We start from the raw sequence: 11,608 nt of genomic DNA on the forward strand, positions 1-11,608 counted from the left end.
GGAGCCGAGGAGTAGTCCGATGAATCAGTAATCGGTCCCGAAGCGAGGGCTGATCGTTCCGGAACTCGACACTGCACCCGCTCGAGTCCGGGTTCGACTACCTTGCACGTTCAGCCTTTCGAGTGGCATCGGTACCGTCGCTCGAGCGGGGAGGAGAGCGGTCGGTCCGGATCACCTGTGGCTTTTAGCCGCGTCGGCCGTAGGAACACCCATGGACGATCCCACTCGGCGCAATCGGCTCGACGAAGAGGAGAGCCCGTATCTGCGCCAACACGCGGACAATCCCGTCAACTGGCAGCCGTGGGACGAAGCCGCCCTCGAGGCCGCCAACGAACGGGACGTGCCGATTTTCCTCTCGATCGGCTACTCGGCGTGTCACTGGTGTCACGTCATGGAAGAGGAGAGCTTCGAAGACGAAGCCGTCGCCGACGTGCTCAACGAGAACTTCGTCCCGATCAAGGTCGACCGCGAGGAGCGCCCGGACGTCGACAGCATCTACATGACCGTCTGCCAGCTCGTGACCGGGCAGGGCGGCTGGCCGCTCTCGGCGTGGCTCACCCCCGAGGGCAAGCCTTTCTTCATCGGGACCTACTTTCCGCCCGAGGAGCAACGCGGTCAGCCCGGCTTTCGCGACCTCTGTGAGCGAATCAGCGACTCCTGGGCGAGCGACGAGGACCGCCCCGAGATGGAGACCCGCGCCGAGCAGTGGACCGACGCCGCGAAAGACCGGCTCGAGGAGACGCCGGACGCGGCGGATGCCGATGCCCCCGGGTCTGCGGGCCCGCCCTCGAGCGACGTGCTCGAGACGGCCGCGGACGCGATCCTCCGCAGTGCCGACCGCGAGTACGGTGGCTTCGGATCCGGCGGGCCGAAGTTCCCACAGCCCGCTCGGCTGCGCGTGCTCGCCAGAGCGTACGACCGGACCGGCCGGGAGGAGTGTCTCGAAGTGTTCGAGGAGGCCCTCGACGCGATGGCCGCGGGCGGGCTCTACGACCACGTCGGCGGGGGCTTCCACCGCTACTGCGTCGACCGGGACTGGACGGTTCCCCACTTCGAGAAGATGCTGTACGACAACGCGGAGATCCCGCGAGCCTTCCTGTCGGGCTACCAGCTGACGGGCCGGGATCGCTACGCGACGGTCGTCTCGGAGACCCTCGCGTTCGTCGACCGGGAGCTGACCCACGACGAGGGCGGCTTCTTCAGCACCCTCGACGCCCAGAGCGAGTCGCCCGAGACCGGCGAGCGCGAGGAGGGGGCGTTCTACGTCTGGACGCCCGACGAAGTACGCGAGGTCCTCGAGAGCGAGACCGACGCGAGCCTCTTCTGCGCTCGGTACGACATCTCGGAGTCGGGCAACTTCGAGGGCCGGAATCAGCCCAACCGCGTGGCTCGGGTGTCGGAACTCGCCGCCCAGTTCGATCTCGAGGAGAGCGAGATCCTGAAGCGACTCGAATCCGCCCGTCAGAAACTGTTCGAGGCTCGCGAGGAACGGCCTCGACCCGACCGCGACGAGAAGGTGCTCGCCGGCTGGAACGGCCTGATGATCTCGACTTACGCCGAGGCCGCGCTGGTACTCGGCGAGGACGAGTACGCCGAGACCGCCGTCGACGCGCTCGAGTTCGTTCGCGACCGGCTCTGGGACGACGACGAAGGGCGGCTCTCGCGGCGATACAAGGACGGCGACGTCAAGGTGGACGGCTACCTCGAGGACTACGCCTTCCTCGCGCGGGGCGCGCTGGATTGCTATCAGGCAACCGGCGAGGTCGACCACCTCGCGTTCGCCCTCGAGCTGGCTCGCGTCGTCGAGGCCGAGTTCTGGGACGCGGACCGGGGGACGCTCTACTTCACGCCCGAGAGCGGCGAGTCACTGGTTACTCGGCCGCAGGAACTGGGCGACCAGTCGACCCCCTCCGCAACTGGCGTCGCGGTCGAAACCCTGCTCGCGCTCGACGCCTTCGCCGCCGAGGACTTCGAGGGAATCGCCGCCACCGTCCTCGAGACCCACGCGAACACCATCGAGGCGAGCGCGATCGAGCACGCGACGCTCTCTCTCGCCGCCGACCGGCTCGCGGCCGGCGCGCTCGAGGTGACGGTCGCCGCCGACGAACTCCCCGACGAGTGGCGCGAGCGATTCGCGTCGCGGTATCTGCCCGACCGACTCTTCGCACTTCGGCCGTCTACCGAAACAGGTCTGGAGAGCTGGCTCGATCAGCTGAGACTCGGGGATGCGCCTGCGATCTGGGCTGGCCGCGAGGCGCGCGACGGCGACCCGACGCTGTACGTCTGCCGCGATCGGACGTGTTCCCCGCCGACCCACGACGTCGAGGATGCCCTCGAGTGGCTCGGTGAGAACGCCGATGCCGTCGGCTCGAGCGAGACGAGAGACGAATCGGGGAGTCCGTTCTAGACTGTTTACTGTTCGAACCGGGCGGGCAGTTTTCCATCGGACTGTCCACAGCCGAGTTCGATAACACCCGACCATTGATAAGGTCGTATACCCGAGTATACGACAACGCATGAGCAAATCGGTGCGAATTTCCGAGGAGTTCCACGAGTTCGTCACGTCTCACAAACGCGAGGACGAAACGATGGAAGAGACGCTCCGCCGGCTTATCGGGGGCCCCGATCCAGAGGACGTTGCCGGCATCCTGTCCTCCGAAACAGCAGACGCGATGCGAGATCATCTGGAAGACAAACGCCAGCGAGATGTCGAGGATAAAAGGGAACTTCGCGAGCGGTTCGAATGATACTCGATACGTCGTTTCTTATTGATCTCTTCGATGGCCAGCGAAACGCGTTCGAGAAAGGGAAGCAGTTGTCCGAAGAGGGAACCGTCCAGCGGGTCCCAGCACCGGTAGTCATGGAACTTTCCTACGGTGCTACCTTCGGTGACGAGGACGAGCGTCGGGCAGTTCGGAACGCTCTTCGGATGTATCCGGTTATCGAACAGACGGATCAGGTCGCCCAACGTGCCGGTCGATTACTCGCTCGAGCAGATATCGATGCCGGCGGTCAAAGCGGAATTGATAAGGTCGATCCGATGATCGCGGCCGTTGCGGATCGATACGACGAGCCGGTATTGACGGCCAATACCGACGATTTCCGCGCACTCGGGGTGACCGTCGAAACGTACTGATGGATTCACGACTTCACTGATACCCAACTCGCTGTCCGACGTTGTAGGCAGAGAGTGGAACGGTTATGCCAATTCCCCCTGGATTTCCCCAGCCAACCAGACCGCCGGCGGGACGTCCTCTTCCTCGACGAAGCGGGTGACCTCCTCGCCCTCGTCGTTCTCGACGACGATCGTCGGAATGTATTCGATGTCGTACTCTTCGACGCCGGGACCCTGTTTGTCCTGATCCAGACTGAACTCCTGAATTCGATCGTCGGGAACGTCGGCCGCCTCGAGCGCCGCACCGAAATCGGGCAACAGGGCGCGACAGTCCTTGCACCAGTCCCCGGCCCAGATCTTGTACACCAGTTCGTCGCCGCGCGCTGCGAGCGTGTCGACCGCGTCCTCGTAGGACGCAGCGTCCCACGTGGGGTTCGGCCGCATCGTCTCGAGACTCATACACACGGGTTGTGCATCGGGCGGCTTAACCGCAGTGTTTCTGGCAGGATGCGTCTCGACGAGCTCTCGGAGGATTTCGAAACGCCGAGGCGAACGGCTGCTCACTCGAACGTCTGAAATTCGACCGTCCGCCCTTCGGGATCCGACGCGAAGAACTGGTAGATATCGTAGGTCTCGTTGAACGCAGGCTCACCGTTGGCTCGGTCGGCCAGCTGCTCGTATCGTTCGTCGACGCCGTCGCGGTCGTCGAAGACGAACGTGACGATCCCGTCGGTATCCGCACGGTCCCTGTCGCAGAATCCGAACCGGAACGCGCCCGCCTCGAGGATAGTACAGTCCGGCTGCTCGAGCCAGACGTCAGCCCCGAGCGAGCGGTAGAAGTCGATCACGTCGTCGTGGCGCTCCGTCCGAAAGAAGACGATGCCGTCCATACCGGCTGGTCGCGACACGGGGTCAAAAAATTTCAAACGGGTATCGTGTCCGGCTCGATCGGTGGCGCTGACAGCGTCCCAGTGGTCGGTCCGACACACCGGCACGTCCTGCCGAGGTCCCGCACCGGTTTACGTCTCGAACACCTACAGCGGGCCAATGAAAGGGAGCATCCTGGACACCATCGGCTCGCCGCTCGTCCAGGTCGACTCGCCGGAGGGAGCGACCGTCGCCGCGAAAGTCGAATCGTTCAACCCCGGCGGCTCGGCCAAGGACCGGCCGGCCCGCGAGATGATCCGGGCCGCCGAACGCGACGGACTGATCGAACCCGGCGACTGGCTCGTGGAACCCACGAGTGGAAACACCGGGATCGGCCTCGCGCTCGTCGCTGCGGCTCGCAACTACGACCTGACGATCGTCATGCCGGCCTCGAAATCGAAGGAACGCCAGCAGATCATGTCGGCGTACGGGGCCGACCTCGAGCTGGTCGACGGCGAGATGGCAGACGCCCGCGCTCGCGCGGAGGAACTCGAGGAGGAGGGGGCGGTCCAGCTCGGCCAGTTCGAGAACCCCGCGAACCCGCAGGCCCACTATCAGACGACCGGCGAGGAGATCGTCGAACAGGTCGGCGATCGGGAGGTCGACGCCCTCGTCGCCGGCGTCGGGACCGGCGGCACGATATCCGGAATCGGACGGCGACTCCGCGAGGAGTTCCCCGACATCGAGATCGTCGCCGTCGAACCGGCCAGAAACGCCGTTCTCTCGACCGGCGAGGCCGGCCACGACGAGTTCCAGGGGATGGGGCCCGGCTTCATCAGCGACAACCTCGATCTCGACCTGCTCGATCGCGTCGAGACCGTCAAACTCGAGGACGCCGAGGAGGAGTGTCGCCGCCTCGCACGCGAGGAGGGGATCCTCGTCGGTCAGTCCAGCGGTGCGACGAGTCTCGTCTCCCAGCGGGTCGCACGGGAGATCGCCGACCCCGACGTCACGTGCCCCGAGGTGCCGACCGCGTTCGACGAGGGGCGACAGTCGGCATCGCCCGAGACCGACGGCGGACAGGCGGCCGACGATTGCCCGCTGGTGGTCACCGTCTTCTGGGACAGCGGCGAACGGTATCTCTCGACTGGACTTTTCGACTGATCGGACCTCCGGTTTCGTCGTTCTATCGGTCGCCTTCGGCCGCTTCACCCGCTGCAGGCGGAGGATCAGTTCCGAATCTCCCTAGCGAAAATGACTCTTTTACCTTCCAGAATACACTTTAATCATCCCATCGTATCGCGAATCAGGATGACACGTCCCTCCAGACGGACGGTGCTGTGCGGAGCCGGGTCCATACTCGCGCTCTCGGCTGGCTGTCTCTCCGACGACACCGGCGACGAATCGAACGGTAACGGCAACGGAAACGGCGATTCGGACGATAACAGCGGCGGCAACGGCGACAGTGACGAGGGATCGACCGACGGTGACGACACCGATGGAGAATCGACTCCGCCCGAGAAACTGGCGGGGCACGAAACCCACGCGTTCCAGTCCCCGGACCGGTCGGAATCGCCGGATGCGTCCCTGTTGCTCGAGCGCACCGGGGCCGAAGACTGGCTCGACGAGCGGGAGGAACCACCGGACGAACTGTCCGAATTCGTCGAGGCGACCGACTTCGAGACGTCGGTCCTGGTGCCGCTCGAGGCCGGCGCGCCGAACCCCTGCCACGGGATGGCCCTCGAATCGATCGGTATCGAGGACGGCGAGGACGGGGACGACGCGCTCGCCCTCGAGGCCGCGGTTCGAGAGGAATCGGACGACGACGAGGCCTGTATCACGCAGGAGGTGACCGTCGGCCGCCTCGTTCGAGCGACGTTCGACTCCGAGCGGCTAACGGCGGTCTCCGCGAGCATCGTCGACAGAAACGGACAGAGCCACGGGATCGGAATCGCGAGCGACAGCGCATCCGCGAGCGCGAGCGATAGCGAGGAGTAGCCGGCACCCGTAGATCGTCCCTCCGTCTCGATCGGCGGTGTTCGCGCGACCGCGCTCCGAACGGGTGCCGCGTCAGGGGGTGTATTCGGATTCGGTGAGGCGGACGACGAGCGTTTCCTCGACAGCTCGGAGATCGTATTCGGGAAGCGAGCCGTCGGTTCGGCGCACGTACAGCGGTTCGACGAGCCGATGGGTCGGCTCGGCGACGCCCGGCCGGTCGGCGTCGCTCGAGTCGTCCGCGCCCCCCGACGGTTCGCCGTCTCCCGCGGAGTCGGTCTCCCCGCTCGGGCCGTCGTCCGTTCTCGGAGTCGAATCGGCGGCTCCGGCAGGGGTGTCGGGCTCCGGGTCCACTCGCTCGAGCCCGTACAGCTTGCAGAATTCGTCGGTTTCGGCGGGCTCGAGGGCCCCGTTTCGGAGCTCCGTGGCCAGCGGCCGCGAGAGCCACTCGTCGTCGCTGATGCTCGGCTCCTGGACGAGTACCTCGTCGACGAACCGGGTGAGATACCAGTTGAGGTCGTTCAGCAGCGAGACGGCGGCCCCGATGCTCACCGTCCGGACGGCGAGCGAGTTCTCGAACGGTCGCTCGAGGTCGTAGGTCGCCAGCGCTTCGCGAGCCGTTTCGCGGGAGAGCAGCTCGTACTGGAGGTTGGTCCCGGCCTCGCCGATGAGACAGACGCGGGTCACTACTGTGTGGTCGGAGCGACGGTGTAATGTCGGTTTCGGCTTCTAGATGCGTTCCTCGGGGGGTCAGACCGTTGTCGTAACACGGATCTATCCGGGACCGCGACCGTAGTGAAAGCCCCTGATCCGATCGACTCGATGGACTCGCTGCGCGCTTCGAGGTTCGCTTCGCTCACCTCTGTAGTGCTTGCGTCGTCCGTCTTCGTCGATCGGATCAGCCCCTTTCAGTCCCGCCCGAGCGGTGGTTCAGTGCATCAGCTACGAGGAGGGTGAAACCGAGATTCGTGACGCCGGTTCAGGGTTCGATCAGTTCTGCATTTTTCGCGGCTTCCTCGGCGCGCTCGAGCAGGTCGTCGGGTTCGGCCCGCAGGAGCGGTTTCAGTCGCGCGTTGGTTTCGACCTGATCGGGGGTGACGCGGTTGCAGCCCGCGTTCATCGTCGAGTCGGTGAAGGTGCCGATCTCGCGGGCCTGTGCGACGATGTACTGTTTGTCCCGGGTCAGCAGCGGGCGGTGGATCGGAAGCCGTGCGGCGCGGCTGGTGACGCCGAGGTTCCGGACCGTCTGGCTGGACTTCTGGCCGGCGGCCTCGCCGGTGACGATCCCGTCCGCGTCGATGCGCTCGGCCAGCGTTTCGGCGGCGCGATAGAAGAACCGTCGCAGGGAGAGCATCCGGCCCTGTTCCATCTCCCGAACGAGGAGATCGACCGTCTCGCCGCCCGGGATCCGGTAGACCTGCATGTCGAAGTTCGGCGCGTACTCCGAGAGGATCCGGACCGTTTCCATGGCGCGCGCCTCGTGGTCGATTCCGCCGTAGTCGCCGAGGTCGACGTAGGCGGGGACGACCGGGCTGCCGCGTTTCATCATCTCGTAAGCGGCGACGGGCGAGTCGATCCCGCCGCTGACCAGGGCGATGACCGGTTCCTGCGATCCGAGCGGGAGCCCGCCCGGTCCGTCGACCGTCTCGAGGTAGACGAACGCCACGTCCTCGCGCACTTCGACGCCGAACGTGAGATCGGGATCGTCGAGGTCGACTTCGGGTTCGAACGCGTCCTCGACGGCCTCCCAGACGGTCGTACCGGCCTCGCGAGCCAGGTCTTCGCTATCGTAGGGGAGGCTCTTGTCCGCCCGACGGGCGTCGACCGCGAACGTCCCGCCGTCGTAGTGTTCGCGAGCGGTCTCTTCGACCACCTCGAGGATGCGTTCCTTTTCCGGGCTAACGGTCAGGGCGGGGCTCGCGGAGACGACGCCGAAGGTGTCCGTCGCGGCGTCGGTCGCGGCCTCGACGGCGTCCGCGCTCGTGTGAACGAGCGGCCGGTTCCACCGGCGCTCGACCTCGCCGGGAATCGACCGGTCCGCGAGGAGGGCCTCGAGGTTCTCCGCGAGGCGGTCCTCCATGTACCGCTTGACCGTGTTGCTCTTGGTGTTGAGGTCCCCGTGACGGACGAGGACGGTATCGGCTCCCGGGGGGTGCATGGACTGTGATAGACGGTTCGGGCTATAAGGGGGTTACGAGGTCGGGGTCGCTCTCGAGGAGGCCACCGTCGGTCACGCGATCGATTCCTCGACGGTCGGGCTCAGGCTGCCGGTGTACGAGTAGATCCCGGCGACGAGAACGGCACCGGCGATCAGCGGGATTATCGCGCTGAGGGCGTACAGCACGTCGTAGCCGACGGCGGTGGCGAACGGAAGGGAGAGCAGCGGTCCGAGACCGCCGCCGACGTCGCCGAAGATGTTGTTGGTTCCCATCGCCCTGCCCATCCGATCCTCGGGCGTGAGGTCCGCGAGCAGTGCCGTCAACGGACCGCCGACGCCGCCCTGTCCAGCGCCGATCAGGATACAGCCGAGGACGACGGCACCCAACGACGGGGCGAGCGTGAGCACGACGAAGCCGGCACAGCTCGTCGCGAGGAACGCGATCAGGACGGGCATCCGAGCGCCGACGGCGTCGCTGATCTTGCCACCGGAGATGGTAAAGACCGCGCCCGAGAGCGCGGACACTGCCATCAACAGACCCGAAGTGCCCTGTTCCCCGTAGTCGATGCCGTAACCCGCGAGCTCGACCGAAAGGGTCAGCGATTCGACCTCGAGGTAGAGCACCAGCGTCGAGAAGAGGACGCCGATGTACGCGAAGTAGAGCCCGAAGTTGACCAGCCCGACGGTGAGCGCGGGCAGGGTCGTCTCGAAGTCCCAGGGTTTGATCGACGAGTCGGTCGATTCGACGTGGGTCTCGGGAACGATGAAGAACGCGATGACGCTCGCGAGGCCGGCGAAGGAGGCAGCCAGGGCGAACGCCCAGACGTTGGAGTAGACCTCGCTGACGATGCCGCCCAGCACCATGCCCGCGGGGAAGCCGAACGTGATCCCGGCCCGGACGATGCCCATGCTCGTGCCCCGCGAGCTGGCCTCGCTGACGTCGGCGGTGATCGTGTACGCCGTCGCGAACACGAGCGCGCTCCCGATCCCCCAGGTGACCCGCGCCACGACGAACCAGAGCTCCGGCGTCGCGGACCTGATCGCGATCACGTAGCCGAACGTCGCCAGCCCCTCGACCGCCAGCCCGACGACGAACGGCGTTCGAGTCCCGATTCGGTCGACTAGCACGCCCGCCGGCCCGTTCGCCACCAGTCGCGTCCAGCGGTTCGCCGAGAGAATGACGCCGACCATGAACGCCGAGATCCCCAGCACCTCGCCGAGGTTCGGCAGGATCGGAAAGACGACCCCGCCGCCGAAACCGACGAAGAAGGTGCTCGCGACGACGGCGTAGACGACGCGATCCGAACTGCTCGATGGCGGTGACACTGGTGCTCGCTCTCTCCCGTTTCGTTTCGACACGCAAGCCGCGGGTCGATTTGGGTCTTGCGATGGGGTCGCGCGCTGCCGGCCCCCACACTGTGCAATCGCCATCGGCAACGGTTTCACCGGACGACTGTCGGTCGAACGAATCGAGCCCGTCGGGACTCGACGAGACTGCTTACTGTTGCCGTATTAATGTGTATCAGAAAACATTTGTGTCCCGTTTCAATCACATTACGTAATGCCCTCTCCCTGCAACCGTCGGCGTTTTCTCGCGGGTAGTGCCAGTGCCGGCGCTGCATTGGCCGCCGGCAGCGTCCCGAGCCGCGCGCAGTCGACGGATAGCGATCCCGATCCGGTCGATCACGACGACCTCGAGGCCTTCGTGGACGACGCGGTCGAGTCGGAACTCGCGGAGACCGACGCTTCGGGTGCCGTCGTGTCCGTCGTCCACGACGGCTCGGTCGCGCTCTCGAAGGGATACGGAGAGACCGTGTTCGACGGAACGGACGTGACTGCGACCGAGACGCCGGTCCAGACCGGGTCGATCTCGAAACTCGTCACCTTCACCGCGGCGATGCAACTCGTCGAGCGCGGGGAGATCGACCCCCGCAGCGACGTGACCGACTCCCTCGAGTCGGTGTCGATTCCAGATGCGTACGACGACCCGATCACGCTCGCTCATCTGGCGACGCACACTCCCGGGTTCGAAATCCGGTCGCGAAACGATACGGTCGGGGACCTCGCTCACCGCCAGCCGCTCGCGAAGTCGATCAGCAGCTACCGACCGGCACGGATTCGCCCGCCGGGCGAGCTCATGGGCTACACGAACTACGCGGCCGCGGTGACCGGACAGCTCGTCGCCGACGTCGACGGATCGTCGTTTCAGGAGTACGCCCGGCGGGAGATATTCGCCCCGCTCGAGATGGACCGAAGCACGTTCGCGCCCGTTCCCGACCACCTCGAGGGGGACGACCGCGACGCGCTCGTCGATGCGCTTCCCTGGCACTCCAACGTCCCGCCGGCGTCCGGACTGTGGTCGACGGGGACGGACATGGCGCAGTTCATGCTGGCGCATCTCGGGGCCGGTCGCACCGATGCGGGGCGAATCCTCTCCAGAGGGGCGACCGAAATGATGCACAGCCAGTGGTTCTCCCCTCACGAGGAACTCGACGGGATGGCGTTCGGGTTCTTCGAACGGATCAGGGACGACGTACGGATCCTGTATCACGGCGGCTCGGGGCCAAGCTACGGGAGCCAGCTCGTCCTCGTTCCGGAACTCGACCTCGGCCTGTTCGTTTCGTTTCAGGGCAGTCAGACGGGCGCGGCGGCGGGGTCGTTCGAGGACGCCTTCCTCGATCGATACGTGCCGACCACCGACGCGGCGTTGACGCCGGCGGGACGGCCGGAACGGGCCGACGAGATCGAGGGCAGCTACCGACCGTTTCCCGTCCATGAGCACACGACGTACGGGAAACTGCTGCTCTCGACGTACACCGCCGATGTGGAGGTGCGAATCGAAGACGACGGTACGCTGGTCACGGACACCGGGAGTACCAGCCGCTGGGTCGAGGTCGAACCGCTCGTCTTTCGTCGGGTCGACGGCCAGCGGACGCTCGTCTTCCACGAGGACGGGGACGACATCGCGGCGCTCTCGAGCGACGGGATGCCGTGGGCGGCCGTGCCCATCACGCGGCTCGATGACCTGTCCGTCCAGGCCGGGCTCGCGCTCGGCGCGTCCCTCGTCGCGCTCTCGGGGAGCCTGGGATGGCCCCTCGCCGCGGCCGTGCGCCGATATCGCGGGTCGCCGCAGTCGCGGTCGGGACCGCCGCGACGGGCGCGGCTGGCTGCTGGGGGCGCCGGCGGATTGCTGTTCGGGTTCGTCGCCGCGGTCGTCGTCGCCTTCGCACTCGTGTCGACTCTCGACGCACCCTCGCTGCTCCAGCGACCGCCCCGCGGATTCGGGCTGCTGTTCGTGTTGCCGATCGCCGGTGCCGCCGCGACGCTCGTGGCCGTCGGCTACGTCGTTCAGGCGTGGCTCGAAGGGTTCTGGAGTCGTCCGGTCCGCGTACACTACACCGCAGTGGTCTGTGCGCTCGCGGTGTTGCTCTGGCTGTTCCGCTACTGGAACCTGTTCTGGCCGTAGCGGACGG

Annotated in this window: 11 protein-coding genes; 6 read left to right on the forward strand and 5 right to left on the reverse strand. The window is 66.1% G+C overall.

Features of this window, described 5'->3' with window-relative positions; all coding sequences use genetic code 11:
- Positions 1-211 precede the first annotated feature (211 nt).
- The 3 genes from NDI89_RS13245 (at position 212) to NDI89_RS13255 (ending at position 3,136) form a co-directional block, all read left to right on the forward strand.
- Complete coding sequence (locus NDI89_RS13245) at positions 212-2,407, forward strand: thioredoxin domain-containing protein (protein WP_277522082.1); 2,196 nt, start codon at positions 212-214, stop codon at positions 2,405-2,407.
- Positions 2,408-2,516: 109 nt separating this feature from the next.
- Positions 2,517-2,747, forward strand: coding sequence for a P-loop NTPase family protein (locus NDI89_RS13250; protein WP_277522083.1), 231 nt, complete (start codon positions 2,517-2,519; stop codon positions 2,745-2,747).
- Positions 2,744-3,136 carry a PIN domain-containing protein gene (locus tag NDI89_RS13255; RefSeq protein ID WP_277522084.1) on the forward strand — a complete coding sequence of 131 codons (393 nt, stop codon included), beginning with the start codon at positions 2,744-2,746 and terminating at the stop codon, positions 3,134-3,136. Before NDI89_RS13250 ends, NDI89_RS13255 begins: the two co-directional genes overlap by 4 nt.
- A gap of 63 nt (positions 3,137-3,199) precedes the next feature.
- Here NDI89_RS13255 and NDI89_RS13260 read toward each other — a convergent pair whose 3' ends face one another.
- Together NDI89_RS13260 and NDI89_RS13265 are read right to left on the reverse strand one after the other, a co-directional pair.
- Positions 3,200-3,574, reverse strand: coding sequence for a TlpA family protein disulfide reductase (locus NDI89_RS13260; RefSeq protein WP_277522085.1), 375 nt, complete (start codon positions 3,572-3,574; stop codon positions 3,200-3,202).
- A gap of 101 nt (positions 3,575-3,675) precedes the next feature.
- Entirely contained in the window at positions 3,676-4,005 is a 330-nt protein-coding gene (locus NDI89_RS13265) for a VOC family protein (protein WP_277522086.1), read from the reverse strand.
- 157 nt (positions 4,006-4,162) lie between these two features.
- Between NDI89_RS13265 and NDI89_RS13270 the strand changes: the two genes are divergently transcribed.
- Together NDI89_RS13270 and NDI89_RS13275 are read left to right on the forward strand one after the other, a co-directional pair.
- Positions 4,163-5,146 carry a PLP-dependent cysteine synthase family protein gene (locus NDI89_RS13270; protein ID WP_277522087.1) on the forward strand — a complete coding sequence of 328 codons (984 nt, stop codon included), beginning with the start codon at positions 4,163-4,165 and terminating at the stop codon, positions 5,144-5,146.
- A 147-nt stretch (positions 5,147-5,293) separates the two neighbouring features.
- Complete coding sequence (locus tag NDI89_RS13275) at positions 5,294-5,980, forward strand: hypothetical protein (protein WP_277522088.1); 687 nt, start codon at positions 5,294-5,296, stop codon at positions 5,978-5,980.
- A 72-nt stretch (positions 5,981-6,052) separates the two neighbouring features.
- Here NDI89_RS13275 and NDI89_RS13280 read toward each other — a convergent pair whose 3' ends face one another.
- From NDI89_RS13280 to NDI89_RS13290, 3 genes are all read right to left on the reverse strand, one after another.
- Complete coding sequence (locus NDI89_RS13280) at positions 6,053-6,664, reverse strand: DUF5804 family protein (protein WP_277522089.1); 612 nt, start codon at positions 6,662-6,664, stop codon at positions 6,053-6,055.
- 292 nt (positions 6,665-6,956) lie between these two features.
- Positions 6,957-8,135 carry a tRNA sulfurtransferase gene (locus NDI89_RS13285; protein WP_277522090.1) on the reverse strand — a complete coding sequence of 393 codons (1,179 nt, stop codon included), beginning with the start codon at positions 8,133-8,135 and terminating at the stop codon, positions 6,957-6,959.
- 72 nt (positions 8,136-8,207) lie between these two features.
- Positions 8,208-9,461 (reverse strand): MFS transporter, encoded by a 1,254-nt coding sequence (locus tag NDI89_RS13290; RefSeq protein ID WP_277522091.1) that lies wholly within the window; start codon positions 9,459-9,461, stop codon positions 8,208-8,210.
- Positions 9,462-9,696: 235 nt separating this feature from the next.
- Between NDI89_RS13290 and NDI89_RS13295 the strand changes: the two genes are divergently transcribed.
- On the forward strand, positions 9,697-11,601 hold the full coding sequence (locus NDI89_RS13295; protein WP_277522092.1) for a serine hydrolase domain-containing protein: 1,905 nt from the start codon (positions 9,697-9,699) through the stop codon (positions 11,599-11,601).
- The last annotated feature ends 7 nt before the right edge of the window (positions 11,602-11,608 follow it).

Source organism: Natrinema salsiterrestre (assembly GCF_029502005.1).
GTDB classification, from domain to species: domain Archaea; phylum Halobacteriota; class Halobacteria; order Halobacteriales; family Natrialbaceae; genus Natrinema; species Natrinema salsiterrestre.